The organism is Mesorhizobium carmichaelinearum (assembly GCF_900199455.1).
GTDB classification, from domain to species: Bacteria; Pseudomonadota; Alphaproteobacteria; order Rhizobiales; family Rhizobiaceae; genus Mesorhizobium; species Mesorhizobium carmichaelinearum.
In genome coordinates, this window is record NZ_FZQR01000011.1 from 16,413 (window position 1) to 41,679 (window position 25,267).

Annotated in this window: 25 protein-coding genes; 8 read left to right on the forward strand and 17 right to left on the reverse strand. The window is 63.4% G+C overall.

From position 1 onward, the window contains the following. The first annotated feature begins 58 nt into the window (after positions 1-58). Entirely contained in the window at positions 59-673 is a 615-nt protein-coding gene (locus CKW40_RS23925) for a polysaccharide deacetylase family protein (protein WP_244571265.1), read from the forward strand. 143 nt (positions 674-816) lie between these two features. Here CKW40_RS23925 and CKW40_RS23930 read toward each other — a convergent pair whose 3' ends face one another. Then, complete coding sequence (locus CKW40_RS23930) at positions 817-1,215, reverse strand: MarR family winged helix-turn-helix transcriptional regulator (RefSeq protein WP_244571266.1); 399 nt, start codon at positions 1,213-1,215, stop codon at positions 817-819. A gap of 147 nt (positions 1,216-1,362) precedes the next feature. Between CKW40_RS23930 and CKW40_RS23935 the strand changes: the two genes are divergently transcribed. Continuing rightward, positions 1,363-1,770, forward strand: a complete 408-nt coding sequence (locus tag CKW40_RS23935) for a hypothetical protein (protein ID WP_095202546.1) — start codon at positions 1,363-1,365, stop codon at positions 1,768-1,770. A gap of 142 nt (positions 1,771-1,912) precedes the next feature. On the opposite strand, the gene CKW40_RS23940 is transcribed toward CKW40_RS23935, so the two are convergent. Further along, positions 1,913-3,106, reverse strand: coding sequence for a phytanoyl-CoA dioxygenase family protein (locus CKW40_RS23940; RefSeq protein WP_095202547.1), 1,194 nt, complete (start codon positions 3,104-3,106; stop codon positions 1,913-1,915). Between the two features lie 113 nt (positions 3,107-3,219). Between CKW40_RS23940 and CKW40_RS23945 the strand changes: the two genes are divergently transcribed. Next, entirely contained in the window at positions 3,220-4,239 is a 1,020-nt protein-coding gene (locus tag CKW40_RS23945; RefSeq protein WP_095202329.1) for a LacI family DNA-binding transcriptional regulator, read from the forward strand. Positions 4,240-4,249: 10 nt separating this feature from the next. On the opposite strand, the gene CKW40_RS23950 is transcribed toward CKW40_RS23945, so the two are convergent. Further along, complete coding sequence (locus CKW40_RS23950; protein WP_095202330.1) at positions 4,250-6,295, reverse strand: oxidoreductase; 2,046 nt, start codon at positions 6,293-6,295, stop codon at positions 4,250-4,252. Between the two features lie 137 nt (positions 6,296-6,432). Here CKW40_RS23950 and queF point away from each other — a divergent pair, with 137 nt between their 5' ends. After that, a complete protein-coding gene (gene queF / locus CKW40_RS23955) occupies positions 6,433-6,894 on the forward strand; it encodes a preQ(1) synthase (protein WP_095202548.1) in 462 nt (153 codons plus the stop codon). A gap of 7 nt (positions 6,895-6,901) precedes the next feature. Here queF and CKW40_RS23960 read toward each other — a convergent pair whose 3' ends face one another. The 5 genes from CKW40_RS23960 to CKW40_RS23980 all read right to left on the reverse strand — a co-directional run bounded on the left by CKW40_RS23960 (position 6,902) and on the right by CKW40_RS23980 (position 12,801). Beyond that, positions 6,902-7,525: a hypothetical protein gene (locus CKW40_RS23960; RefSeq protein WP_095202331.1), complete on the reverse strand. Its 624-nt coding sequence runs from the start codon at positions 7,523-7,525 to the stop codon at positions 6,902-6,904. Positions 7,526-7,715: 190 nt separating this feature from the next. Continuing rightward, positions 7,716-8,681 (reverse strand): right-handed parallel beta-helix repeat-containing protein, encoded by a 966-nt coding sequence (locus tag CKW40_RS23965; RefSeq protein WP_244571267.1) that lies wholly within the window; start codon positions 8,679-8,681, stop codon positions 7,716-7,718. 299 nt (positions 8,682-8,980) lie between these two features. After that, positions 8,981-9,460, reverse strand: coding sequence for a DUF3828 domain-containing protein (locus CKW40_RS23970; RefSeq protein WP_095202333.1), 480 nt, complete (start codon positions 9,458-9,460; stop codon positions 8,981-8,983). Positions 9,461-9,557: 97 nt separating this feature from the next. Next, the gene (locus tag CKW40_RS23975; RefSeq protein ID WP_095202334.1) at positions 9,558-11,207 is read right to left on the reverse strand and encodes an ABC transporter substrate-binding protein; all 1,650 of its coding nucleotides are present in this window, start codon (positions 11,205-11,207) and stop codon (positions 9,558-9,560) included. A 43-nt stretch (positions 11,208-11,250) separates the two neighbouring features. Continuing rightward, complete coding sequence (locus tag CKW40_RS23980) at positions 11,251-12,801, reverse strand: trimethylamine methyltransferase family protein (protein WP_095202335.1); 1,551 nt, start codon at positions 12,799-12,801, stop codon at positions 11,251-11,253. 89 nt (positions 12,802-12,890) lie between these two features. Between CKW40_RS23980 and CKW40_RS23985 the strand changes: the two genes are divergently transcribed. Together CKW40_RS23985 and mutL are read left to right on the forward strand one after the other, a co-directional pair. Then, the gene (locus tag CKW40_RS23985; RefSeq protein WP_095202336.1) at positions 12,891-13,793 is read left to right on the forward strand and encodes a LysR substrate-binding domain-containing protein; all 903 of its coding nucleotides are present in this window, start codon (positions 12,891-12,893) and stop codon (positions 13,791-13,793) included. A gap of 66 nt (positions 13,794-13,859) precedes the next feature. Next, positions 13,860-15,746, forward strand: coding sequence for a DNA mismatch repair endonuclease MutL (mutL, locus tag CKW40_RS23990; protein ID WP_095202337.1), 1,887 nt, complete (start codon positions 13,860-13,862; stop codon positions 15,744-15,746). Between the two features lie 237 nt (positions 15,747-15,983). On the opposite strand, the gene CKW40_RS23995 is transcribed toward mutL, so the two are convergent. Further along, positions 15,984-16,877 carry a DMT family transporter gene (locus CKW40_RS23995; RefSeq protein WP_095202338.1) on the reverse strand — a complete coding sequence of 298 codons (894 nt, stop codon included), beginning with the start codon at positions 16,875-16,877 and terminating at the stop codon, positions 15,984-15,986. Positions 16,878-16,968: 91 nt separating this feature from the next. On the opposite strand from CKW40_RS23995, the gene CKW40_RS24000 reads away from it, so the two are divergent. Continuing rightward, the gene (locus tag CKW40_RS24000) at positions 16,969-17,895 is read left to right on the forward strand and encodes a LysR substrate-binding domain-containing protein (RefSeq protein WP_095202339.1); all 927 of its coding nucleotides are present in this window, start codon (positions 16,969-16,971) and stop codon (positions 17,893-17,895) included. Between the two features lie 37 nt (positions 17,896-17,932). Here the strand turns inward: CKW40_RS24000 and CKW40_RS24005 are convergent, their stop codons facing one another. Then, positions 17,933-18,547 (reverse strand): hypothetical protein, encoded by a 615-nt coding sequence (locus CKW40_RS24005; RefSeq protein ID WP_244571268.1) that lies wholly within the window; start codon positions 18,545-18,547, stop codon positions 17,933-17,935. Between the two features lie 99 nt (positions 18,548-18,646). Between CKW40_RS24005 and CKW40_RS24010 the strand changes: the two genes are divergently transcribed. Next, positions 18,647-18,880, forward strand: coding sequence for a DUF2093 domain-containing protein (locus tag CKW40_RS24010; RefSeq protein ID WP_095202341.1), 234 nt, complete (start codon positions 18,647-18,649; stop codon positions 18,878-18,880). A 17-nt stretch (positions 18,881-18,897) separates the two neighbouring features. Here the strand turns inward: CKW40_RS24010 and CKW40_RS24015 are convergent, their stop codons facing one another. The 7 genes from CKW40_RS24015 to CKW40_RS24045 all read right to left on the reverse strand — a co-directional run bounded on the left by CKW40_RS24015 (position 18,898) and on the right by CKW40_RS24045 (position 25,260). Continuing rightward, a complete protein-coding gene (locus CKW40_RS24015; RefSeq protein WP_439331006.1) occupies positions 18,898-19,770 on the reverse strand; it encodes a sigma-70 family RNA polymerase sigma factor in 873 nt (290 codons plus the stop codon). A 66-nt stretch (positions 19,771-19,836) separates the two neighbouring features. Continuing rightward, the gene (locus CKW40_RS24020; RefSeq protein WP_095202342.1) at positions 19,837-21,276 is read right to left on the reverse strand and encodes a DHA2 family efflux MFS transporter permease subunit; all 1,440 of its coding nucleotides are present in this window, start codon (positions 21,274-21,276) and stop codon (positions 19,837-19,839) included. Between the two features lie 15 nt (positions 21,277-21,291). Then, entirely contained in the window at positions 21,292-21,615 is a 324-nt protein-coding gene (locus CKW40_RS24025; RefSeq protein WP_095202343.1) for an antibiotic biosynthesis monooxygenase family protein, read from the reverse strand. Between the two features lie 262 nt (positions 21,616-21,877). After that, entirely contained in the window at positions 21,878-22,903 is a 1,026-nt protein-coding gene (gene lpxK, locus CKW40_RS24030; protein WP_095202344.1) for a tetraacyldisaccharide 4'-kinase, read from the reverse strand. Between the two features lies 1 nt (position 22,904). Next, positions 22,905-24,221 carry a lipid IV(A) 3-deoxy-D-manno-octulosonic acid transferase gene (gene waaA, locus CKW40_RS24035; RefSeq protein WP_095202345.1) on the reverse strand — a complete coding sequence of 439 codons (1,317 nt, stop codon included), beginning with the start codon at positions 24,219-24,221 and terminating at the stop codon, positions 22,905-22,907. Further along, positions 24,218-25,009: a lysophospholipid acyltransferase family protein gene (locus tag CKW40_RS24040; RefSeq protein ID WP_095202346.1), complete on the reverse strand. Its 792-nt coding sequence runs from the start codon at positions 25,007-25,009 to the stop codon at positions 24,218-24,220. Before CKW40_RS24040 ends, waaA begins: the two co-directional genes overlap by 4 nt. 5 nt (positions 25,010-25,014) lie before the next feature. Continuing rightward, the gene (locus CKW40_RS24045) at positions 25,015-25,260 is read right to left on the reverse strand and encodes a DUF4170 domain-containing protein (RefSeq protein ID WP_095202347.1); all 246 of its coding nucleotides are present in this window, start codon (positions 25,258-25,260) and stop codon (positions 25,015-25,017) included. Positions 25,261-25,267 lie beyond the last annotated feature (7 nt).

Below are 25,267 nucleotides of genomic sequence, written 5' to 3' on the forward strand. Positions count from 1 at the left end.
CTTGACAACCAACCGCCGAAATGGCGGCCTGTCGCCAGTGCAACCGGATGTGCGGCTTATGACATTCTTTCGGTTTGTCCTGGCCGCCATGTTGATGTCCGCATGGCCGGCCTATGCGGCGCATCGCACCATCTATCTCACCTTCGACGATGGCCCGCTGAATGGCACCAGCAATATCCTCGACGTGCTGGCGGCAGAACAGGTTCCGGCAACGCTGTTCATGGTCGGCATGCATGCCGAGGCCAGTGCGTCCAACAAGGCGCTGGTGCGGCGCGCCAAGGCGATGCCGCTGGTGACGGTCGGCAACCACAGCTACAGCCACGCCTACAATCACTACCGGCACTTCTACGGTGACACGGAAGGCGTGGTTGCCGACATGCTCAAGGCGAATGCCGTACTGGGCCTGAAGCCCGCAGTGCATGCGCGCCTGCCGGGGCGCGATGTGTTCCGGCTGCCTTCGATGTCAAGGACGACAACTCGCTCGGCCCCGCACAAGCCGGGCGCGAGGATCTCGACTACGAGTTCGTCGCCGCTTCCGGCTTTTATCTTTATGGCTGGGACCATGAATGGGTGCACAAGGACAGCGGCGAGCCGGTTCAGAGCGTCGACCATCTGGTCAGCGAGATCGATCATCTGTTCGGCTATGGCCATTTCGCCAAGCCGGGCAAGTTGATCCTCCTGATGCATGACGAGATGTTCCAGGACAGTTTTGACGGCAAGACGAAGCTGACCAGCCTGGTCACCGCGCTGAAGCTGCGCCACTACGCCTTTGGAACGATCCCGAGCTATGACAACTGAGCCAATGGCCCGGTATTCCTAGTTCTCGACATTGTCGCGCAATGCCGCCAACACCTGAGCAAACTCCGCCAGACGCTCATCGGGCAGTCCTTTGCGAAGCCGCTTGTCGAAGACAAGCGCGGCCTGCCGCAATTTTTCGAACAGTGCTTCTCCCGCTTCTGTTAATTCGACGAGATGGACCCTTCGGTTCACAGGATCGCGGCGGCGCGTCAGCAGGCCCTGCGCTTCCATCGCGTTGAGGTGGTGGGTCAGCGTCGCGCCCTGTATGCCGATCATGCCGGCAAGTTCGCGCTGATTGGCGAGCTCGCTCGACTTGACAGACAGCAACGTCAGCCAGACGGGCAATGTCCCGCCCGCTTCGACCAAAGCGGCGTCAAAGGCTTGGGCAACAAGCTTGGCGGTGCGGCCGAGATTCATGCCGACTGGCGGGCGTTCAAAAGGCGTCATTGCTCGACACTAGCCGGTGTCCCCGGCAGATGGAACTCGCTCTCGTTTATACATTGACATCTAATAATTCGATATCTAACTATATGCGCAATGACGAACGAAAGAGGAAATCCGGTCATGCAATATGTCTACATCGTCGTCATCGGTCTTCATGTCCTGGCAGGCGTATTCTGGGCCGGCACCACGGTCACGCTGGCGCGCGATCCCGAGATCCGGGCCGAGCGCTTCATCCGGCCTCAGTTGGGCGCTGCCGGCATGGTTTTCCTGACCGGGGCGCTGCTGTGGTATTTCTTCCACGGCGCCTATTTTGGCTCGACGGAGATGGTCCTGGCGCTTGGCATTCTGACCGCTTTCGCCGCCGCCGGCGTACTCGGCGCCATGGTCAGGGCGCCCAGCCAGCGGCTTGCCGGCGCGAGTGCGGAAACCGAGACGCAACTGCGCGTGAGAATGGCGACGGGCGAACGCATTGCCGCGCGGCTGCTGGCCATCACGGTGCTGTGCATGGCTGTCGCCAGGATGTTCTAAACATCGCCCGCACCGCAAACTCAGAGATCGCACGCTATCGGCGATGAGCCAATGACGTGCGGGCGCGCGGCCAGGTCGGCATACACGGGCTCTCGTATGCAGGTCCGACCGCGCGCCACCAATGCGGATCGTTGCCCCACCTTCAGGTCAGCTTCTTGCGCGCCTGCTTCTCCAGCGCCTCCACGAAGACGGCCGGTCCCCAACCTGCATCCAGCGCGCGATGGAAAAGCGCCTGCTGTGTTTCCGGCGCAAGGCCGCCGAGCGGCGGGTCGCGATCGAGATTGGTCGGAAAGGAATAGCCTTCCGCCGACGACGCTATGGCATTGTCAACCGCCTGCTTGGTCAGGCTGCCGTCGCCAAGCATGCGCTGGACAATTGGATAGAGGGCCGCGCTCATGCGGGTCCGGTCCACACTCTCCATGGCGCGGCCATAGGCCGATGAGACCTGCAACAGATTCGCCATGCGCTGGATGTCAGCCGACCGGTTGGTGCCGGCGGCATGGAACAGCGCCGGATTGAAGAACGCAGCATCGCCCTTTTTTAGGGGCAGTTGAACATGGTGCTCGGTGAAATAGGCTTGGAATTCGGGGCTGTTCATTGCCAGGTATCCAGACAGATAGGTCTGCGAATAAGGCAGGTAAAGCGTCGGGCCGCTCTCCACCGGCATGTCGCAATGAGCGACGGCGCCCTGCAGCGTCAGCACGGGCGAAATCCGGTGGACGTGCACCGGATAGCGTTCGATGACCGAGGCGGTCTGGAACCCGAGATGATAGTCCCGGTGCGCCGACTGCGATGCGCCGCCCGGCCTGACATTGTTCACCTGGGACGTGAGCTGATAGGCTGGACCGAGCCAAGCTTCCGAGATCAATGCGATAATATCGTTGCTGTAATAGGAGGCAAAGGTTGCGGGATCGCGCAGGCAAAGCTTTTCCAGCGCGTTCCACACCCGGTCGTTGGCGCCGGGCTTGGCAAAATGGTCACCGCCGCCTGCCCCGGCCGCGCGCTCCTCGGCGATGATGGCGTTGAAGGCTTCGGTGGCGGCATCGACTGGAGCGACATCCTCGAAGGCGCCGCGAAAGACGACGACACCCGGGCCGTCGGTCATCGCCTCGACCCACTCGACAAGAAGCGCCTTGCGCCGGGCCGGATCGCCGGCGGCCGCGCGCACCGAAGCGCCGTCGTAGATCAGCACATTCATCTGCACCTCGGACGCAAACGGATAGTCCGCCAGCTTCGTGGTCCGTTGCGTCGACGCCGCGAAATCGTCGATGCTGCACATATCGGCGGTTAGCCAGACACGATCGGATCTGAGCTTGGCAAAATTGTCGGCCTTCACGGCATCCTCCTCATGGTCTTGTTTCGACTGAATGGCGGAAGTATAGCTTTGGCTGAGAGGTGGCATACGGCTGAAACACCTCAAAAACACCTCAAGATCGGTCGAGACGGCTGATGTCGCATCCATTCTTGGTGAAGGACATCGCCCAGCAGGCCGGTGTCAGCATCGCCACGGTCGACCGTGTCCTGCATGGGCGCGGTGGCGTGCGCCAACACACCATCCGCCGCATCGAACAGGCGATCCACGAACTGGAAACGCAACGCTCCCAACTCGGTCTGTCGGGCCGCAAATTCATTCTCGACCTCGTCATGGAAGCTCCGCTGCGCTTCACGGAAGCGGTGCGCGCCGCGCTGGAGGCCGAGATGCCGGGCCTCCACCCGGCCGTGTTCCGGGCGCGCCACCACCTTGCCGAGATGCGTGCGGTCGCGAACACTGTCTCCCTGCTTGACGCGATCGCCCGTCGCGGCAGCAACGGCATTTTTCTGAAGGCGCCGGACGTGCCCGAAGTAGCGGCCGCGGTGGACCGGGTCGTCCAGTCGGGAATACCTGTCGTGACACTCGTCACCGATCTGCCGAACAGCCGGAGGCTGGCCTATGTCGGCGTCGACAACCGCACCGCCGGCGAAACGGCTGCCTATCTGATCGGCGCATGGCTAGGTGGACGTCGTGCCGATGTCCTTGTCACCTTGAGCAGCAACCGCTTCCGGGGCGAGGAGGAGCGCGAAATCGGCTTTCGCCGCGCCTTGCGCGAAAACTTTCCCGCCCTTGGAATCATCGACATTAGCGAAGGACACGGCATCGATCGCGCGACGGGCGACCTGGTCCGCACCGCGTTGACACATCATCCCGACATTGCTGCCGTATATTCCATCGGCGGCGGAAACGCCTCCATCGTGCAGGCGTTCGCCGACATGAAACGGCCCTGCCTTGTGTTCGTCGGCCACGATCTCGATACCGACAATCTTAGCTTGCTGCGAAGCCGACGCATCTCGGCCGTGCTGCATCACGACCTCAGGCAAGACATGCGCACGGCCTGCCTCCACATCATGCGGGCACAGGGCGCGCTGCCGAAATCGGTCGCGCCGGGCGCGTCCAACATCCAGATCATCACACCGTTCAACATGCCAGGCTGAGCGGGCCGTATTAGATCCGCAAGCCGAACCTTATCCCGTCATAGATGGCGGCGTGGATGTTGCGCGAGGCGACGGCATCGCCGATCCTGAACAGCACGAAGCCGCCTTGCGGGTTGCGCGCCGGAAAGATATCGCCGCCGCCCACCAGACGTTCGTAATCGACGGCGCCGCCATTCGTCGAAAGCGGTTTCAGGCTGAGGTAGAGATCGTCGAGCGGCGCCGTGCCATGCTCGACCACCACCTGGTCGACCCGGCGCTCGCCACGCCAGCCATCGGCAAAGTCGGAAGCGAGTTCGGCGACCAGCTGATTGCCTTCGCGCCGCACCGAGCGCAGGCGCGTGTTGATGGTGATGGTGACGCCCTTTTCCTGGAAGGCGCGCATATACGGCACGTGGTTCATGCCGCCCATTTCAGGGGCAAAGAAACGCTCCGGCGAAACCAGTTCCAGCCTTGCACCGCTGTTGGCGATCAACTCGGCCGCGCCCATGCCCTGATGGCCGCCATTGTCGTCGAAGAGCAGAACGTTATCGGCCGGCTTGACGCTGCCGGCCATGATGTCCCAGCTCGAAGTGACGAGATTGTCGCCCACCGTCAGCGGCGGGTTTTGCGGCAGGCCGCCGGTGGCGACGATAACCACATCGGGCGCCAGCGCCAGAACATCGTCCTTTTCCGCCCAGGTGTCGTAGCGGATCTCGACGCCGAGCCGGTCGAGTTCGGCCAGCCGCCAGTCGATGATGCCGATCAATTCCTTGCGGCGCGGATTTTGCGTCGCCAGCCGTACCTGGCCGCCCGCTTGCGACGATGCTTCCAGGATCGTGACCTGATGGCCGCGCTCGGCGGCGACACGCGCCGCCTCCAGCCCGCCGGCGCCGGCGCCGACGACGACGACCTTCCGCTTCGGCCCTTCGGTCTTGACGATGATGTGCGGAATCTCGGCCTCGCGGCCGGTCGCGGCATTGTGGACGCACAGCGCCTCTCCGCCTTCATAGATGCGGTCGAGACAGTAGGTGGCGCCGACACAGGGGCGGATCTCGTGCTCGCGGCCCTCCATCACCTTCCTGATGATGTGCGGGTCGGCGATGTGCGCACGGGTCATGCCGACCATATCGAGCTTGCCGGTAGCGATCGCATGACGCGCGGTGGCGACGTCGGAAATGCGCGCCGCGTGGAAGGTCGGGAACTTTGTCGCCGCCCTCACCTCTCCGGCGAAATCAAGATGCGGCGAAGAGCGCATGCCGGTCACCGGAATGACCTTGGTGAGTGCCGCGTCGCTTTCGATCGAACCGCGGATGATGTTGAGGAAATCGACCTTGCCGGAGCCGGCCAGCCGCCTGGCGATCTCGACGCCCTCTTCCTTTGACAGGCCTTTCTCGAAATCCTCATCGGCGACCATGCGGATGCCAACGACGAATTTTTCGCCGACCGCCGCGCGCACGGCATCCAGCACCATGTTGGTGAAACGCAGGCGGTTGTCGAGTAAGCCGCCATATTCGTCATCGCGATGATTGGTGGCCGGCGACCAAAAGCCATCCATCAGATGGCCGTAGGCCTCGAACTCGATGCCGTCGAGGCCGGCGGCCTGGCAGCGTTGGGCGGCCGACGCATAGTCGGCAACGATGCGTTCGATGTCCCAGTCCTCGATGGTTTTCGGAAAAGCGCGGTGCGCCGGCTCGCGCACCGGCGAGGCCGACAGCACCGGCAGCCAGTCGGCCTTGTTCCAACCGGTTCGGCGGCCAAGATGGGTGATCTGGATCATCACCTTGCAGTCATGCTCGTGGCAAGCCTCGGTGAGTTCGCTGAGCCACGGCACGATGCGGTCGTCATAGACATGCAGATTGCCGAAGGCGGCAGGGCTGTCGCGCGAGACGATGGCCGAGCCGGCGGTCATGGTCAGCGCCATACCGCCTTTGGCCTTCTCGGCATGGTAGAGCCGGTAGCGTTGTTTCGGCATGCCGTCCTCGGAATAGGCTGGCTCGTGGCTGGTCGACATCACCCGGTTCTTCAGCGTCAGATGCTTGAGCTGGTAGGGCTGGAGAAGCGGGTCGTTGCTGGTCATCGTCTTCCTGCTGTTTCAAATTGTGTGGGGCAGCACGCTGCTCCAGTTCCTATTTAGGCATCGGATTCGTCCGAAAACGGCTGCGTAGCTTTCGGTCCGGTGCTAAGGAGCGGCGAAAATTGAAAGAGATCCCGCTCATGATCGATACCAAAACTCTCACCCAGCTCGGCGCGCACGTCGAGACGCCACAGAGCCCTGAACAGGCAGTCCTGGAGACGGTGCCGTTTACGCGCGGCGACGGTCCGCCGGCGATCGTGCGCTTCACCTGCCCGGAATTCACCTCGCTGTGCCCAGTGACCGGCCAGCCGGATTTCGCCCATATCGTCATCGACTACGCACCCGATGCGGCTCTGGTGGAATCGAAATCGCTGAAGCTATTCATGACCTCATTTCGCAACCACGGCGCCTTCCATGAAGACTGTACCGTCATGATCGGCCGCCGCATCGTGGCAGCAACCAAGCCGCTGTGGTTGCGCATAGGCGGCTATTGGTATCCGCGCGGCGGCATTCCGATCGATGTGTTCTGGCAAACCGGCGCGCCACCGGAAGGCGTCTGGCTGCCGGAAACCGGTGTTGCGCCGTATCGCGGGCGCGGCTGACGGGGCGTCATTCGCACTGATATTGGCTGAGCGCCCACTCGCCGGTCACCGAAAGCAGGTCCGATATCTTCCAGTCGCCCTCGACCTTCTTGAGCTTCCATTCAAGCCGATGCGGGTTGCTGGCGACGACGAAGGCGACGACGACCTTGGCCTGGTCGCCATTGATCGATTCGAGCGTCTTCAGGCTCTTGTCGATCTCGTCCTTGTTGTAATCGGCATTGTCTAGCGCCATGTTGGGGTCGAGGCATTCGCCCTGCCCGGATTTGCGCAACGCGTCGCTCTTGTCGAGCACGGTCTTCGCCGGATCGATGAAATGGCTGCGCTGCGCCGGGTCGATCTCCAGGCCAACCTGATCGTAGAACGGCCGCACCACTGCCGTCGGCGATCCCGGCTGGATGGGTGCGGCAGGTTCGCTGGGCGGCCAGGCGACCGGCGGCGTTGCCGGCTCCGCCGCGCCGCCCGGCGCATTGGCGGGAGGTGCCCCGCTGTCGGCAGGAGCGCTCGCCGAGGGCGCGCCGTCGGCGGGAGGGTTTGCGGGGGGCGCGCCAAACAACCCTTGCGCAGCCACGCCACATAAACCCGACGCCAGTATGAAAAAAACCGAGAATGCCAGAAGACAGGTACGGGCCATAACGTCACCAAGGCTTTGGCCAGTCATGCCTTTCGATGGGCATGCATTCGATTGGCTGGACATCCAGCCACACAACCTTCGGGCCTGATCCAGAACCATGCAGAGTTTGTTGGCGTAGACAAGGCCACGCTATCCGAATTGCTCGCCTGGCGCGATCGATATCGCGCCAGGCGAGCAACATCAGGTCATTTCAGTGCAATGGAATGACGGGCGGATTTGGCCCATCACTGGTGTTGCCGTTGATCTCGTTGTTGCCGTAAGAGTTAATTACGCCGCCATTGTTGATCGCCGTGCCGGTGGTATTGCCGCTGATCGTGGAGTTGCCGACCCGCAGCGTAGTGCTCGGTCCATCGGCCCGAAGGCCCCCGTTCGCGCCGTTGTTGGCCGCGAGAACGCGATCAACCATGGTGATGATTGCCGCACCTCCGGCCGAATTGAACAAGCTGATGCCGGAGTTTGTGTTGCCGGACACATTGCTGTTGACGACGCTTATGTTGATCCCACCGGTGCTGCCGGTGCCGTCGGCCTTCACCCCGGCAAGATTGTTGTTCTCGATCGAAGAGTTTTCGATCGTGACCTTCGCGGATCCGGTGCCGGTCGGCTGGACATGGATGCCGTCATTGTTGCCGGTGATCGTGGTGTTGTTGACATAGAGCTCAGCCGCCACGGACGGAGCGAAGTTGATACCCATGCCATTCGGCGCGGCACCGGTGTTGTCGCGAATGACGCAGTCCTCGATAAGCAAGGCGGCGCCGACAAGAAACCGCACCCCATTGAGGCCGGGCGAAGCCGGCGTGCTGTCGATATCGAGACCACGAAGAACGACAACGTCAGTGGCCAACGCATTGACGATGACGCCATTTACCCCTGCGTTCAACACACCTGCCTCGACGTCCTCGCATGCGATGGTGATCGATTTGGTGATCGTCACCGTGCCAAAACCACCTGGATCGATGCAGTTGATTTCACCGCCGGCGGCGGTCTTGGAAATCGCGCCAGCGAAAGTCTTGCAAGGCGCCGTGCGGCTGCAGGGATTGGCGTCGTCACCAACGCCGGAAACCCATGTCCGGGTTGCCTGCGCGGAAGCCGGCGTCGCGATCACCGCCATCGCCAAAGCGAGAAACAGCGAAGATAATAGGTAACCTAGAATTTTCATGATCATTCCCCCTAAATGGAACAAGAGATTCGTTCACAACCAAGCGGAGGAAGTTTAGCGCGTTGCTCCGTCAAAAGCAACGCGACCTCAAAACCGGATCACCAATTTGTATTTCTCGTGAGCGCGGCGACACGCCAAGCTACGCAGCCGCCTTCACACTTTTGTTACATCGCCTTCACACTACAGTCGAAGTGCTTGACGTTCCACGAAATTTAGCAGGCCTCGCGCGTGACGACGGCAAGCAGCGACATGAACCGGCTGATTCGACGCCCCAGCTGGAGCAGCCGAGCCTCACGGCATCACTCCGGATCCTGCCCTGCCATGCATTCGAGTTGGCTCAGCGTCCAGTCGCTGGTCTTCGAGGCAATGTCCGATACCTTCCATTTGCCATCGAGCTTCTTCAGCGACCAGTGCATTTCACGCTGCGCATCGTCTCCGTCCGAAAAAAGTTTGAAGTTCGCCACCACCTGCGCGGTGTCGCCATCCACCGTCTCGGACAGTTTCAAGGTCTTGGAGACGGTCTTCTGGTCGAAATCCTGCGCATCCAAACCGGGATCGAAGTCGATACAGGCGACCTGATCGGGATTCTTCTTGGTCGCCTGGTCGTTGAGATCGAACAGTTTCGTCACCGGCTCGGTGAAGCGATCCCGGTATTGTGCGTCAGCCTCGAATTTGACCGCCGGAACATAGAAGAACTTTACGGCGTCGGACGCCGGGCCGGCGAAGGCGACTGCGGGCAAGGCTGTCGATAGGGCGGCAAGGAGCACCGTCAGTCGCATGCAGAATCTCCGGCTTTTGGTGGCTTGAATCAATCAACACCACACATCCTGCATACCGGCTTTTTTGCGGCTCATGAAGCCTCTGCCCGGCCTCCTTTCAGCCGTCGAGCCAGACGTTCTGGAAGTCCATTTCGTAGGTCTGGTGCATCCCGTAGTTCTTCACCTTCTTGTTCATGTGGCAGTAGAGCTTCTGCCAGAACGGCTGGATAATGACACCGGAGTCCTGCAGAATCTGCTCGACATCCTTCATCACCTCCTTGCGCTTGGCTGGGTCGGCCAGCGAAAGCGCCTGCTTGAGCTTGGCGTCAAAGTCCGGGTTGGAATAGGCCGTCTCATTCCAGGCCTCGCCGGTGCGATATCCCAGCGCCAGCACCTGAACGCCGAGCGGGCGCATGTACCAGATCGTCATCGAATAGGGATATTTCGTCCAGTCGTTCCAGAAGGTCGAGCCCGGCAGCACCGTACGCTTAACCTTGATGCCGGCGTCGCGCAGCTGACCGGCGATCGCATCGCCGGTGTTCTTCTGCCATTCGTCTTCGACGGTGATCAGCTCGTGCTCGAAGTCGGCCTGTCCGGCTTCCGCCATCAGTTTCTTGGCGGCCGCCGCATCTCGGGTCTTCTTGGGCAGCGGATAGTATTCGGGGTGGATCGGGGCGACGTGGTGGTTCTCGCCAACCGTGCCGAGCCCGGCGTAGCCCAGTTGCATGACGGCATTGTTGTCGACGGCCATCTGCAGCGCATTGCGCACCCGCTGGTCGTCATAAGGCTTGTGGGTGATGTTGGTGCGGGCAACGAGCGTGGTCGCCGTCGCGACCTCCGATTTCACCAGACCCATCTTGTCGAGGGGGTCGATGAAGTCGGCCGGCGTTTCGAAATCGAGGTCGATCTCGCCGGACTCGAAGGCATTCAGTGTGGCGTTGAAGTCAGTGCCGTAGTCGATGAACTCGACGCTGTCGAGTGGTGCTTCACCACCCCACCATTTGCCGTTCTCGCGGCGCTTGACCACCGCCTTCGAACCCACTGCATAGGACACCAACTCGAAAGCCCCGGTCCCGATCGGCTTCTTGATCGGATCGGCGCCATCCTTGTCGAAGTCGCGATGCACGACCAGCGCCGGATAGTCGGTGAAGCCCGGTATGATCGCGATGTCGGGTTCGGCCAGCTTCAGCTTGACCGTGAGGTCATCGACCTTGGTGATGGCGCCATCCTTGGCCTTGCCGGTCTTTGTGTCGATCAGCGCGCCGACGCGCGCAGCCATGGAATTGCCGGAGGCACCCTTCTCGCACCAGCGGTTCAGATTGGCGACCACGTCGTCGGCGTTGAAAGCATCGCCATTGTTCCAAGTAATGCCTTTGCGCAGATGCAGTGTGTATTCGGTGGCGTCGTCATTGACGTCCCAGCTTTCGAGCAGGACCGGCTCGAAAGTGAACTGGTGGGTGTAGCGGACGAGCGGCTCCAGCCAACAACGGGTGACGTTTGCCATTTCCGTCCAGTCATAGGTGCGCGGATCCTTCTGCGCCTTCACCGACATCGCGACGTGCAGCGTTCCGCCCTTTTTTGGTTCATCGGCCAGGGCCTTTGTCGGCGCGGCAAGACCGATCATGCTGTAGGCGAAAGCCGTCGACGCGCCGAAGGCGCTGGCCAGCGCCAGGAATTCGCGCCGGTCCATGTGGCCTGCACGCGCTTCTTCCGCCATCGCCTCGATGGCGGCGGGGACTCGATCGCCATTGCTTCTGAAAAGCGTCATTTTCTTCCTCCCTTATGGTTCCCGTCGGGTCTTCGCCCTTTCGTCAACTCACCGTGTCGGGCAACTTCTCTTCGCGCCGCGCGATCAAATCCCTGAGACCCTCGGCAATGCCCTCATCGAGCTTCGGCTCCTCGTAATCGGCGAGCATGTTGCGCGCCTTCTCGCGGCCGCGTGTGTCGTGGTCCTTCGCCCCTTCGGCATTCCATTGCTCGTACGAATTGAAGTCCATGATCGAGGGCATGAAGAAGGCGGACTCGAAATGTTCGAGCGTGTGCTGGGTGCCGAGGAAATGGCCCTGCGGCCCGACCTCGCGGATCGCCGCCATCGCTTCCTTGAAATCGTCGAAGGACAGCCCGCCGGCATATTTGTACCAGCCGACAAGCTGCTCGCAGTCCGTCGCGAATTTCGAATAGCCGCAGGTGAGGCCGGCTTCCAGCCATCCGGCGGAATGCCAGATGTAGTTGGCGCCGGACAGGATGGCGGCATGCATCAGCATGTTCGATTCGTATCCCGCCTGGGCGTCGTTCAGCTTCGAGCCGACATGGAAGCCCGAGGTGCGCCACGGCAGGCGGTATTTCCGCGCCAGTGCGCCCATCAGATACATCATCTGGGCGGCCTCCGGCGTGCCGCCCATCGGCGCGCCGGTCTTCATGTCGACGGTGACCATGAACTGGCCGTAGAGCTGCGGCGAGCCTGGACGGATGAGCTGGGTCAGCGCCACGCCGGCAAGTGCCTCGGCGTTGACCTGCGCCACGGCGCCGACGGCGGAAGCCGAGGTCGAAGCCCCGCACAGCGCGAAAGGCGCCAGGATTAGCGGCTGATTGTGGCTCGCATAGACCCGCATGGCGTCAATCATGGTAGCGTCCCATACCAGCGGCGAATTGCAGTTGGTGATCGCCACCAGCACAGGGTTGTCGCGGACGAACTCCTCGCCGAAGACGATGCCAGCCATCGCCATCGTGTCCTCGGCGCGCTCCTTCGACGTCACGATGCCCATGAACGGCTTGTCGGAATGCTTCAGTGCCGAGTGGATGATGTGCAGATGCCGTTTCGGCACCGCGATTTCCATTGGCTCGCAGATGACCGAACTCGAGGAATGCAGCGCCGGCGCCATGTAGGCCATTTTGTGGAAATTGTTGAGGTCGGCGAGCGTGCCGTAGCGGCGATTGTTGTCGAGATCGCGGACGTAGGGCGCGCCATACATCGGCACGAAAATCGAGTTCTTGCCGCCGACGCGCACCGTACGCTCGGGGTTGCGCGCATGGAGCGTGAACTCCGACGGAACCTTCGAGACGAGCTCCATCAGCAGCGCGCGGTCGATGCGGACACGCGTCTCCCTGACATCGGCGCCGGCAGCCTTCCAGAGCTCGATCGCGCCGTCGTCGCGGAATTCGCAGCCCACCTCCTCGAGGATCTTGAGTGATTCCTCGTGGATCAGTTCCACCGCCTCGTCAGGCACGATCTCATAGACGGGGATCTTGCGCACCAAGGTCGGAAAGGAAGCGATCGGCGCGCTTCTGAGCGCCTTGCGGCCAAGACGACCACCACCGCGGCGGTGGGTCTGTTCGGTCAATTCGACGGCTGGTGCGTTCATGGAGCCTCCTTCTTCCCGCCACCCACGTTAGCGACCCGAAATATAGCTGTGACGCTGGAAAATCCTGATCTCTTGTATAAGCTGCATTTATGCGAAGCCTGCGCCACCTCCTGCCCTCCGCCGGCAGCCTGATCGTCTTCGAGGCGGCCGGCCGGCTGTCGAGCTTCACCGCCGCCGGGCGTGAGCTCGGCATGACGCAGGCAGCCGTCTCCTACGCGGTGCGCGGGCTGGAAGAGCAGCTCGGCGCCAAGCTGTTCCAGCGCCGCCATCGGCAGGTCAGCCTGACCGAAGCCGGCGAACGCTTCCACGCCGATGTCTCGCTCGGCTTGTCCCACATCCGCAAGTCGGCCGAGGATCTGCGCCTGCAGGCGACCGGCGGCCATGTGACGCTTGCCGCGTCGACCGCTTTCGGCTCGTTCTGGATGATGCCGCGCCTGCAGCAATTCCGTGACGAATTGCCGGGCATCGATCTGCGCATCCAGACCGCCGACCGCGACCTCGACATCATCGCCGAAGGCATCCCGCTCGCCGTGCGCGGCGGCGAGCCGCGGGACTGGCCGGATTACCATTCGCTGCCGCTCGCCGATGAGGAGATATTCCCTGTCGCCGGCGCCAGCTATCTGGCCAAGTTCGGCATGCCGAGGACGGTCGGGGACCTGGCCACGCACCGGCTTATCCATCTCGAGGAGCCGTATCGCGAGGCGGCCAGCTGGGATGAATGGTTCCAGTCAGCCGGCGGCAACCTCGGCGATACTGCGCGCGGCCTGCGCATCAACGACTACGGCCTGGTGATCCAGGGCGTGATGGAGGGTCAAGGCATCGCACTCGGCTGGCGGCACCTCGCTGAACGGCTGCTGGCGACGGGACTGCTGGTGCAGGTGACGGACCACGTGCTCAAGACCGGCAAGGCCTTCTATATCGTCTGGCCGAAGAACCGGGAGCTGAGCGAGAATGCCCGCAAGGTCAGGGATTGGCTGGCGGCGCAGGCATAAAACCGTTTCACGGTTCACCGCAGTTCGCCCTCGCCCGCACGACACGAATCCGCCTATACTGCCGTCATGCCCATTCGCCAGCTTTCCGAAACGATGATCAACCAGATCGCCGCCGGCGAAGTCATCGAGCGTCCGGCGAGCGTGGTCAAGGAGCTCGTCGAGAACGCGCTCGATGCCGGCGCATCACGCGTCGAAATCGTCACGTCGGGCGGCGGGCTGAACCTGATCCGCGTTACCGATGACGGCTCGGGCATCCCCGAACCGGAGCTTTCGCTGGCGATCGCGCGCCACTGCACCTCCAAGCTCGCCGAGGATATCAACGACATCCGCTCGCTCGGCTTTCGCGGCGAAGCGTTGCCGTCGATCGGCTCGGTGTCTCGGTTGTCGATCCGCTCGCGCACGGCCTCGGGCGAGGGCGCCGCCGAGATCGGCATTGAGGGCGGCCGCGTGCTCCCCGTCAGGCCGGCGGCAGCCAACCGCGGCACCACGGTCGAGGTGCGCGACCTGTTTTTCGCCACGCCGGCGCGGCTGAAATTCATGAAGGGTGAGCGCGCCGAAAGCTCAGCGACCAGCGATGTCGTCAAGCGCATCGCGATTGCCTTTCCGACGGTACGTTTCACGCTGGCCGGTTCCGACCGCTCGACGCTGGAATTGCCGGCGACCGACGACAGTCCGGAAGGCAGCCTGCGCCGCGTCGCCCAGGTGATGGGGGCCGAGTTTCCCGACAATTCGATTCCCATCGACGCGATGCGCGAAGGCGTGCAGCTGACCGGCCATGTGTCGATCCCGTCCTTCACCCGCGCCAACGCGCTGCAGCAATATGCCTATGTCAATGGCCGGCCGGTGCGCGACAAGCTGATCGCCGGCGCCATCCGCGGCGCCTTCGCCGATGTCCTGCCGCGCGACCGCCACGCAGTGACGGTGCTGTTTCTTTCGCTCGATCCGGCCATCGTCGACGTCAACGTCCACCCGGCCAAGGCCGATGTGCGCTTCCGCGATCCGGGCCTGGTGCGCGGGCTGATCGTCGGCGCCATCCGCCAGGCACTGGCCGACGCCGGCATCCGCTCAGCCACAACAGGCGCCGCCGGCATGATGGCGGCGTTCCGGCCGGGTGCCGCCTCCTATGATCATGGCGGCCCTGCCAACGGCCATCGCAGCTACGAAGCGGCGTACCGTGCGTCCGGCTCAGCCGGTTTCGACCCCTTGCGTTCGCCGCAGCGGCCGCTCGACATGCAATTCGGTTCGGGCTTCGAACGCGCCGGCGCAAGGCATGGCGGCTTTGGTGAACCCGGCCAGGCGGCATTCGACACCGGCCCGCTTGCCAGCGCCGATGCGCGCGCCGGGCAGAGCGAGGCGGCCGAGACGCTGCTCGGCACGGTGCTCGGTGCTGCACGCGCCCAGGTGCATGAGAACTACATCGTGGCGCAAACCAAGGATTCGCTCGTTATCGTCGACCAGCACGCTGCGCATGAGCGGCTGGTCTATGAAGCCTTGAAGAACGCCCTGCATTCGCGCCCCGTGCCTTCGCAGATTCTGCTTCTGCCCGAAATCGTCGATCTGCCGGAAGAGGACGCCGAGCGGCTGGCGATGCACTCCGAAACGCTCGCCCGCTTCGGCCTCGGCATCGAGCGTTTCGGCCCGGGCGCCGTCGCGGTGCGCGAGACGCCGTCAATGCTGGGCGAAACCAATGTCCAGCAACTGGTGCGCGATCTCGCCGACGAGATCGCCGACAACGACACTGTCGAGACACTGAAGGAAAGGCTGGACAAGATCGCCGCCACCATGGCCTGCCATGGCTCGGTGCGTTCCGGCCGGCTGCTCAAGGCCGAGGAGATGAACGCGCTGCTGCGCCAGATGGAAGCGACGCCGGGATCTGGCACCTGCAACCATGGACGTCCGACCTATATCGAATTGAAGCTGGCGGATATCGAGCGGCTGTTCGGACGAAGATAGTGGAGGACCGTAGGGCGCAGACCCCCACCCCGCTGCTTCGCAGCGACCCTCCCCACAAGGGGGAGGGTGAAGAAGCGCCCTACTGCCCGCCCGACAGCGCTCTTGTGGAGATGCCGCAAAGCGGGGCTCCCTACCTCCCCCTTGTGGGGAGGTCGGACCGAAGGTCCGGGTGGGGGTCCGAAAAGAGCCGCTTTGGGGGGCTCTTTTCGAGTCAAGGAACGCCTCCAACCCTCTGTTTTACCTCTTCAAATTCACCACGATGACGCCACCGAGCGCCAGTGCGCCACCGAGGATGCCGAGCAGCGTCGGCACTTCGCCCAGCCAGAAGAAGCCGATCAGGGCAGACATCGGCGAAACCAGATAGAGGAAGTTCGAGGCACGGGCGGCCGGCAGACGCGACAGCGCGGTTGCCCAGGCGGCATAGGCAATCAGGCTTGGCACGATGCCGAGAAAGATCACGGCGCCGAGGCCGGCTGTGTTGGCGACCGCTGCCTGTGCAAAGCCGCTTGGCAGAAAGGGTGACAGGCAAAGTGCGCCAAGGATCATGTTCGAGGCCGAGATGGTCAGCGGATGATGGCGGGCAAACAGCGGCTTCTGGACGATCGTGTTGACGGCCGAACAGAGCGCGGAGCCAAGCACCAGCAGCGCGCCGGCATTGAAGTGCAGACCATTCCCGTCGGCCACGGCGATGATGCCGATGCCCGCGAAAGAAATGGCCGTGCCAAACCAGGCCCACCCTGAGAAACGCTCGCCGAGAAGCGCCATCGCCATGATGGCGGTGAAGATCGGGCTGACATTGATGATGAAGCCGGCGGCACCGGCCGAGACGGTCAGTTCGCCGAAATTGAGCATGACGGTGTAGAGCGCGACGAAAATGGCGCCGCCAAAGGCGAGGCGCCACAATTCGTCGAGCCTGGGCAATGCCGGACGCTTGACGGCAAGAAAGATCGCCGCCGGCACCGCGGCGATGGCAAAGCGTAGGGCGCCCAGCTCCAGTGGCCCAAAGGCGGCGAGGCCGGCACGGATCGCCGGAAAGGCGGACGCCCAGCCGACCACCGTCAGCGCCACGGCGATGGCGGCCGTGGTGTCCATCCGCTGTGTCTGATTCAACGTGCTCGTCATTGCGCTCATCTCACTGTCCTCGTGTTCTTCCAACCTGAGAGCCACAAAACGCCTTTTCCAGCCCGTTGACAAACGACCAAATCGAGGATCACCTGTGACTATGGATCACAGCTCAGAGACAATGGTGCCGCTCGAAACCCTGCGCGCCTTCGATGCGGCGGCGCGCACCGGCAGTTTTTCGGCGGCTGCCGAAAAGCTCAACATCACCCATGGCGCCATCAGCCGGCAGATCGCCAAGCTCGAGGACTGGCTCGGCCTGAAAGTGTTCGATCGCGGCGCGCGCGGCGTGACGCTGACGATCGAAGGCAACCGGCTGCATCTGCGCACGTCGGAGGCTTTCGCGCTGATATCGAGCCATTCCGACCGCTGGGTCGAGCCGCGCGGCACGGCGGTGGTGCGGCTGACCTCGATCCCCTCAGTCAGCGGACTTTGGCTGATGCCCCGCATGGCGGCACTCGAGAGCAATCCCACCAAGCTGCGCATCGTGCTCGATGTCGACATCCGTCAAGCCGACCTTGCCGATGAAGGCATCGACCTGTCGATCCGCTGCGGGCGCGGCGGCATTCCGGGCCGTGTCTCGGTGCAGTTGTTCGAGGAGCATGTCTTCCCGGTCGCTTCGCCCGAACTGGCACGCGAGATCGGCCGCGGCGACCCGGCCCGGCTGCTCAAATTCCCGCTGATCAACGATTCCGATGCCTCCGGCTGGCGTGCCTGGTTCGCGGCGCAAGGCATGGACTATCGCCCGCGCCCGCAGGACCGGCGCTTCGAGGACTATAATCTGGTGCTGGATGCCGCCGCCTATGGGCTTGGCATCGCGCTGGCGCGTCCGCCACTGACCGGACATCAGCTGCAGTCGGGCCGCATCACCGCTGTGGACGAGCGTACCGCGCTCAATCCAGTGTCCTACTGGCTCGACCGGCCGCTGGGACGGCCACGCACTGCCGCCGCCGACCTTGCCCGCCGCATTGCGCAGCAGGCCGGATTGGCGCCGGACAAGATCGAGGCATTCATCGAAGCGGAGCGATAGGCCTCCTGGCCCCACCCAAGATCAGTCGATTCAGAGATTAACGAAGCAACAGCAGAACGAAGCCAACGGTCAAGATTCCCAATAAACCGAACGTTATCGAAACAAAGCCGATCTTCATCAACAGACGTTCGGGATTCGGCGCCGCACCGTAGGATTGATTGGCGGGCCTATGCCGTCCCGCCGGCGTTGCCAGGGCGGCATTTTGTGGGACCGGAGGCTGCGGCGGGATAAACGACAGCAAGGACACCCCCGCAGGCCTGGCGGGCGCGTTGTCGTTGGCCGTCGCCGAAGGCGGCGGCACGGCGCCGCGCTGTGTTTCGGTTTCGGGCGCTGCTTTCCTCGCTACGACCGTTGCCAAAACCGCCTCGTCGCGCGTGTCGAGCTGGGCCTGATAGGCCTCGACGATGCCGGATGAAGCAATCTGCTGCGATTTGACGGCCATCGGCGCCGCCGGCATCGCCAGCAGAGCGGGCGCCGTGCGTTGAGCGAATAGAGAGGGCGCGGCGGGCTGGACCAGTTCCCTGACCAGCGCCGTCCTGACCGGATCGGCTTTCGCCAACGGCACGGGTTGCGGTGTCATCGCCTCCTTGAGCAAGGAAGCCAGGCGGGCGGAAGAAATATCCATCATGCCCCCGATAAAAGTGCTTTTCACACCTGTCCTAGTGCCTCAGCATTGTCCGAGGCTTGTCGCATGCTTGACCTGGCCGGCGATTTGTGGCGATGAAATCAGCATGAACCTCGGCACCACCGCATGATGAACCGTTTCGAAGGCCCGGGCGGCAAGGAAGCCCGCATCCGCTATCTCGATGGCGATTTCCAGGTCACCAGCCCCGGCTCGTTCGTGCGCTGCGCGGTGACCGGGGAAAATATCCCCTTGGACGAGCTGAAATACTGGAGCGTCGCCAGGCAGGAACCTTACGCCAACGCCACCGCCTCGCTGCGCCGCGAAATCGAGATGCTTCCGGAGCTGCGCAGCCGGCGTTGAGCGGGCAGCCTCCGGGCTCAGTCCATCGCCGCCAGTTCGGCGCCTTCCATCGCGTAACGCGCGAAGACGAAGTCGCGGATGCCAACAACCTGCCCGTCCGCCCAATCCAAGAGGATGAAGTATTTCAGCCGCTCATCAGGGTCATCACCGTCATGGACCAGGATCGCCGGGTGTTGGTCGACGAAACCTGGAACGAAGCGCCAGTGCGGCCGCGTGGCATAGTTGCCGAAATAGGGCGCCATCCTCTTCTTCCCGTCGAGGCGAACCCGGTTGACGATATCGAGGCGCACGTCTTCGGCCAGCATGGCCCTGACCGCGTCGAAATCATGCGCATTGAACCGCTCGACATAAGTCTTGAGCCGTGTCCGCTCCGGTTCGGCCAGCGCGGGAACGGGCGTATCATTGGCCTCCTCGGCGAGCGCGCGGAGGCGGAGCCGTCCTCGCTGCAGCGCAGCCTTGGCGGCAGGGACGCTGCCGCCAACTATGTCGCAAATCTCCCGCAGGGAATGACCGAGCACATCGCTCAAGATGACGCTGCTGCGTTGAGATACCGGCAGTCGCATGAAGGTGCTGAGGCTGGCGGCCACGATCAGGCGGTCCTCGACGGGGTTCCTTGCGGCCGCGATCATCTCCAAATCCTCGTTCGAATGATGGGTTTCCTCGCGCATCCGTCGGCGCAGGAAGTCCAAGGCCGCATGGTGGGCGATGCGAAACAGCCAACCCTCGGGATTGGCGATCGGCCCTGCCGTTGGCGCCGCCTCCATCGCCTTCAGCATGGTTTCCTGGACGACGTCCTCGCCATCGATGACCGAGCCGGTCATCCGCGCGCAGTAGCGATGCAGCCTCGGCCTCAGCTCGCCCAAAAGCTGCTGCAGGGGCTTTGGCGGCACCTCGGATTGAGCATCGCCTATCGTGCCTTCCGACAAAGCCGATCCTCCATGGAATTGGCCTCGAGACTATCTCTTGTCGCCCGGGTTCGACAGAGGGACCGGGCCAGACGACGGCGCAATGTGTGTCTTGTCGCGCATTCCGGCTAGAAACAGCCCGGCCCCGGCGCCAGCAAGGGACAGCATCGCGGAAACGCCACTGGCAAAAGCAAAGCCTTGGCTGAACGCCATGGGTGTGGCGTGGCTCCCGGCCCGGCCGAAGGCTGCCACGGTGAGAGCCACGCCAAAGGCACCGCCGAGTTGGCGGATCGTGCTGAGCGTGCCCGACGCTTTGCCGATGTCGGGCATGGCAACCGCGCCGATGACAGTCTTCTGCGCGATAGTGACTGCCACCGCAAAGCCTGCGCCGGTCAGGATCATCGGCAGGATCATTTCGGCATAGACCATGCCCGGGTCAGCGATGAGCGCAATCCAGGCCAGGCCCGCCGCCTGGACCACGAGGCCGAACACGATCAAGCAAGCGTCACCAAACCGTTTGGCGAAGCCGACGGCGCAGCGCGCACCGAGTATGACCGCTACCCCCCAGGGCAGTAGTCTCAAGCCGGCGATCAGGGGGCCCGCGCCCAGGGCCACCTGCTGGAACTGTGCCATGAAGAAGATCGCACTCATGAACGCCGCGTTGAGGAAGAACATCACGGCATTGCCGGCCGCGAAGGCGCGAAGGCGGAAGAAGCGCATGGGGATCATCGGCTGGGCGGAACGAAGCTCCCAAGCCACGAGCAGCATGACTGACAATGCGCCGCCCGCCAATGATGACAGAACTTCGGAACTTTCCCAGCCGGCAATGTTGGCACGAACCAAGCCCCAGACCAAGCCGAGGGCAGCGCCCGTCGCCAGCAGCAGGCCGAGCAGATCGATGGCCTCCTTCTTTGCGCTGAAGCTCTCACGCAGCTGCGCAACCGCCAGCACAGCGGCAACCAACCCAATCGGCAGGTTCACCCAGAAGATCCACCGCCACGCCAAGCCCTCCGTGACAACGCCGCCGACGATCGGCCCGAGCACCGTCGAGAGCCCGGCGACGCTGCTGTAGATGCCGAGCGCCCAGCCCCGGCGATCGGGCGGAAACGCCGTGCTGATCTGCGCCAGGGCGAGTGGCATTACGATGGCGGCGCCGACACCCTGAACGGCGCGGGCGGCAATGAGCCAACCAACGCTGGATGCCAGCGCGCAGGCGCACGAGGCGACGACGAACAGCATCAGGCCGACGACGAAGAGGCGCCTGCGGCCGAACCGATCGCCCAGGGCCGCGGCTGTCAGCAGAAAGGCGGCGAAGCTGAGGGTGTAGGCGTTGACCGTCCATTCCAGTGCCTCGATCGAGGCTCCGAGGTCGCGCCCGATCGCGGTCAAGGCGGTGGAGACCACCAACGCGTCGAGCCCCACCATTAGGTTCGCGGCCGAAGCGAGCACGAGCACCCACGTGCTGTTGGAACTGCTTGCCGGCACGACCATGGTTTTCCCTTCAACTCACGCGTGGAAGCTGCAGGAGACGTCGCAGATGGCAGACTCGTGCTTTGCCAAGGCGCCAAATCGCTGGAAATAGGGGCTCATCCGAGCATCCTGGCGAAAGGCATCGATATGTCTGGCATCCTGCCATTGCGAATAGACGATCACCTGACTCCCGTCCCTGCTCTCAAGGACGTTGGACGAGATCCAGCCTGGCATCTTGGTGAATAGGGTCTCAATGCCCTCGCGGAGGAGAGCGAGCACCTTCGGCTGACTGTCGGGATCGACCGTGAAGATGTTGACGAGCGTGGTTACGGCGCGATCGACGCGAATAGTGGTTTCCATGATTGGGCTCCGGTATCGGCTTTACTCGAGAAGGTCGCCAGGGTTCTGGCAACAGGGGCGCTGGTTGTCGACCAGCCGGATCGGCTGACCTACATCCCTAGACACCAAGACGAATCGGAGCAGGCAAACGGACCGGTGCGCTAAAAAAATTTCGCTTGAGCTGCCTGGCTGTTCGCGCCGCGTTCCTGGAACCCTGCCATGAGCTTCAAGTCGTGTTGGCGCCGTAAATAGTCGTCGATTGCGACCGATCGCCGGGCTTCGATCAGCCCCTCAGCTTGCGCTGCCGCCAGGCATCAAGCGTTTCCTCGATGATGCGTTCGGGCACGTGGTCGAGCTCGAACACCGTGTCGATTTCCAGCACCTCGAGCCTGTCGAGAAAGTCCTTTGAGGCGCCATGGCGCAACCGAGCGGCGTCCTTGGCCGTGGTGATGAGCCCTAGGCCTTCGGCGTGCGCCGTCGCCGCCAGTTCGGCAAGCTCGTCCTCGGCATAGAAATGATGGTCCGGAAAGGGTTTTGAGAGAACTACCTCGCCGCCAGCCGCGCGCACCGTGTCGAAGAATTTGTCGGGATGGCCGATGCCGGCGAAGGCCAGGAACCGCTTGCCGGCAAGCCCCGTTTTGCTGCTTGGCTCCGTATGGGCCTCGAAGATCGGCCGGCCGGCGCGCGCCGCCTGGCGCACCACGGCATCGGCGGCGGTGCCCTCGCCTATCTTCAAAAGCCCGCTGGTGAAGACCAACTGGTCGACGATTTTTGCCCTGAGCGGGCCGCCCGGAATGACGCGGCCATTGCCGACGCCATAGCGGGCGTCGACCACGATCAGCGCATAGTCGATGTGGATGTGCGCGCTCTGAAAACCATCATCCATGATCAGGAAATCGCAGCCGTGCTTTTCGATGAGCAGGCGGGCGCCGGCGGCGCGGTTCGGCGTCACCGCCACCGGGGCATGTTCGGCCAAAAGCAGCGGCTCGTCGCCGACATGTTTGGCGGCATCGTGATAGGCATCGACGACATGCGGCTCGGCGAAGGATCCGCCATGGCCGCGCGACAGGAAACCCGGCTTCAGCTGCATGCGCTTGGCCTGTTGCGCGAGTGCTATGGCCACCGGCGTCTTGCCGGTGCCGCCGACGGTGAAATTGCCGATGCACAGAACCGGCGCCTCGATCTTCTCGCGCCGAGCCCGCCGCATGCCGCGGCCGGCGACAAGCGCATAGACGGCCGACAGCGGCGACAGCGCCAGGACTTTCCAGTCCGGCTCTTCCCACCAGAATGGTGGTGCTTCGGAGGCCACGCTAGCGCCCGTTGGCGCCCTTCAGGCGCGACTTGACGACCAGCGGCTGGATATAGGGTTCGAGCGATTTCAGCGTGCGCGCCAGCGCGCCGCGCATCTCATCGACGGTCGCGATCCCCGCCGCCATCATCTCGTGGCGCGCCACTTCGTTGGTCAAAAGGAAATTGACGGCGCCGGCCAGCATGTCGCGGTCGCGCACCAGCTTGGCGCCGCCGCTGTCGATCAGGCGCTGATAGGCTTCGCGAAAATTCTGCACATTGCGGCCGGCGAGAACCGCGGTGTCGAGCATGGCCGGTTCGAGCGGGTTCTGCCCGCCCTCGGAGGTCAGCGAGCGGCCGACGAAGGCGATTTCGGTCAGCCGGAGATAGAGCCCCATCTCGCCGATCGTATCGCCGAGCAGGATATCGGTGTCGGGCCCGATACGGTCGCCCTTGCTGCGCCGCGCAACCTTCAGCCCCATGCCGGAAATCTGCGCGGCAAGGGCCTCCGCACGATCGGGATGGCGCGGAACGACGATCGTCAGCAGACCATGGTGACGCTTGTGCAGCGTCGCGTGGACTTCCGCCGCGACCACTTCCTCACCGTCATGGGTCGAGATCGCCGCCCAGGTCGGGCGGCCGCCGATCTGCCGCTGCAAGGTGGCCAATACCCGTTCGTCGACCGGTGGCGGGTTGGTGTCGACCTTGAGGTTGCCCGACACCGTGACCGGCCGAGCACCGAGCGCGCGAAAACGCTCGCCGTCGACATCGGACTGGGCAACGACATGGGCGAGGTTCTCGAACAATGCCTCGGCGATGTTGGCGCGCTTCTTCCACGAGGTGAACGAGCGGTCGGACAGCCTGCCATTGACCAGCACCTGCGGCACATGGCGCGCACCAAGCTCGAGGATGGTCATCGGCCAGATCTCGGATTCGGCGATGATCGCCAGGTCCGGCCGCCAGTGATCGAGGAACCGGCTGACGGCGGGTTTCAGGTCGAGCGGCACGTATTGGTGGATGATGCGGTCGCCGAGCCGCTCGTCGGCAACCTGGGCCGACGTCACCGTGCCGGTCGTCAGCACGATGTTGACGCCATAGTCGAGAATGCTTTCGACCAGCGGCACGACGGCTATGGTCTCGCCGACGCTCGCGGCATGGATCCAGATCACAGGCCCTTCGGGGCGCGGGCGGCCGGCGACGCCGTAGCGCTCGCGGCGGCGGTTACGGTCCTCCTTGCCGCGCGAGGTGCGCCAGGCGACATAGGGCCCGACCAGCGGATAGGCCGCGGCACCGGCGAAACGGTATGCCGTCAGCATGGCGCGCGCCCAGCGACCGCTCATCGCCGGCCATCCACGAGACGGTAGGCCTCGGCGGTCGCGGCATTGAGCGCGGTGGTGACCTCCTGGCGCTTGCGCTCCATTTCGGCGTCGTCGGCGTCCGCCGCCACAAAGATCGGCGGGCCGATGGTCACGGCGGAACGGCCGAACGGCAGATTGATGGTGGTCTTGTCCCAGCTCTTCTCCAGCACCTTGCGGCGGCTGGTGGCGATGGCGACAGGCAGCAGCGGCCGGCCCGAGAGCCGCGCCAGGAGGACGATACCGAGCCCTGCGTCGCGCGGCGTGCCGTGCGGAATGTCTGCGATCATGGCAACGTTCTTGCCTGCGGTGAGCGACTTTTTGAGGGCGATGAGGGCCTTGGCGCCACCCTTGTCGAGATGCCTGGCATTGTCACGCCCACCGGAACCGCGCACCGCCTCGATACCGAATTTCTCCAGCATCAAAGCGTTGAGTTCGGCATCGGCGCTGCGCGACACCATGGCGACCAGCGGTTTGCGCTTGGGATAATAGGCCGGCGTCAAAAGATGCTGACCGTGCCATAGAGCGATGATGCCGGGCTCGAATTCGGCATAGGCGCCGCCCGAAAAGCGTGCCGATCCGGCAACCAGAGGGCTGGTCAGGCGAACCAGCCGCACGAACTGCGCAAGCAGGCTGGCAATGGCGTTCTTGACGAATCGCGACTGCGCCAGCGGTTCACGCACCTTGCGCCAGAACGCCTTGGTCGCGCGGCTGCCGCCCCTGCCCGTCGGCGCGGCCTCGCTGGCTGGCCCTTTCGCCAGGTCATGCTCCATCGAAGTCAACCGACAGCCTTGTTGTCGGGATCCAGCAGACGGTGCAGATGAACGACGAAATAACGCATATGGGCATTGTCCACGCTGGCTTGCGCCTTGGCTTTCCACGCCGTGTGCGCGGATTGATAGTCCGGATAGATACCGACAATGTCTAGCCCGTCGAGATCACGGAACTCGGTGCCGCCAAGCTTCTTCAGTTCGCCGCCGAACACCAGATGCAAAAGCTGTTTCTTCCCGTCTTCCGCGGTCATGTCGGTC

Excerpts from the sequence above, each read along its gene's own strand:
- CKW40_RS23925 (WP_244571265.1), top strand. The coding sequence starts at position 59 with ATGACATTCTTTCGGTTTGTCCTGGCCGCCATGTTGATGTCCGCATGG.
- CKW40_RS23930 (WP_244571266.1), bottom strand. The coding sequence starts at position 1,215 with ATGAATCTCGGCCGCACCGCCAAGCTTGTTGCCCAAGCCTTTGACGCC.
- CKW40_RS23935 (WP_095202546.1), top strand. The coding sequence starts at position 1,363 with ATGCAATATGTCTACATCGTCGTCATCGGTCTTCATGTCCTGGCAGGC.
- CKW40_RS23945 (WP_095202329.1), top strand. The coding sequence starts at position 3,220 with ATGTCGCATCCATTCTTGGTGAAGGACATCGCCCAGCAGGCCGGTGTC.
- CKW40_RS23950 (WP_095202330.1), bottom strand. The coding sequence starts at position 6,295 with ATGACCAGCAACGACCCGCTTCTCCAGCCCTACCAGCTCAAGCATCTG.
- queF (WP_095202548.1), top strand. The coding sequence starts at position 6,433 with ATGATCGATACCAAAACTCTCACCCAGCTCGGCGCGCACGTCGAGACG.
- CKW40_RS23960 (WP_095202331.1), bottom strand. The coding sequence starts at position 7,525 with ATGGCCCGTACCTGTCTTCTGGCATTCTCGGTTTTTTTCATACTGGCG.
- CKW40_RS23965 (WP_244571267.1), bottom strand. The coding sequence starts at position 8,681 with ATGAAAATTCTAGGTTACCTATTATCTTCGCTGTTTCTCGCTTTGGCG.
- CKW40_RS23970 (WP_095202333.1), bottom strand. The coding sequence starts at position 9,460 with ATGCGACTGACGGTGCTCCTTGCCGCCCTATCGACAGCCTTGCCCGCA.
- CKW40_RS23975 (WP_095202334.1), bottom strand. The coding sequence starts at position 11,207 with ATGACGCTTTTCAGAAGCAATGGCGATCGAGTCCCCGCCGCCATCGAG.
- CKW40_RS23980 (WP_095202335.1), bottom strand. The coding sequence starts at position 12,801 with ATGAACGCACCAGCCGTCGAATTGACCGAACAGACCCACCGCCGCGGT.
- CKW40_RS23985 (WP_095202336.1), top strand. The coding sequence starts at position 12,891 with ATGCGAAGCCTGCGCCACCTCCTGCCCTCCGCCGGCAGCCTGATCGTC.
- mutL (WP_095202337.1), top strand. The coding sequence starts at position 13,860 with ATGCCCATTCGCCAGCTTTCCGAAACGATGATCAACCAGATCGCCGCC.
- CKW40_RS23995 (WP_095202338.1), bottom strand. The coding sequence starts at position 16,877 with ATGAGCGCAATGACGAGCACGTTGAATCAGACACAGCGGATGGACACC.
- CKW40_RS24000 (WP_095202339.1), top strand. The coding sequence starts at position 16,969 with ATGGATCACAGCTCAGAGACAATGGTGCCGCTCGAAACCCTGCGCGCC.
- CKW40_RS24010 (WP_095202341.1), top strand. The coding sequence starts at position 18,647 with ATGATGAACCGTTTCGAAGGCCCGGGCGGCAAGGAAGCCCGCATCCGC.
- CKW40_RS24020 (WP_095202342.1), bottom strand. The coding sequence starts at position 21,276 with ATGGTCGTGCCGGCAAGCAGTTCCAACAGCACGTGGGTGCTCGTGCTC.
- CKW40_RS24025 (WP_095202343.1), bottom strand. The coding sequence starts at position 21,615 with ATGGAAACCACTATTCGCGTCGATCGCGCCGTAACCACGCTCGTCAAC.
- waaA (WP_095202345.1), bottom strand. The coding sequence starts at position 24,221 with ATGAGCGGTCGCTGGGCGCGCGCCATGCTGACGGCATACCGTTTCGCC.
- CKW40_RS24040 (WP_095202346.1), bottom strand. The coding sequence starts at position 25,009 with ATGGAGCATGACCTGGCGAAAGGGCCAGCCAGCGAGGCCGCGCCGACG.
- CKW40_RS24045 (WP_095202347.1), bottom strand. The coding sequence starts at position 25,260 with ATGACCGCGGAAGACGGGAAGAAACAGCTTTTGCATCTGGTGTTCGGC.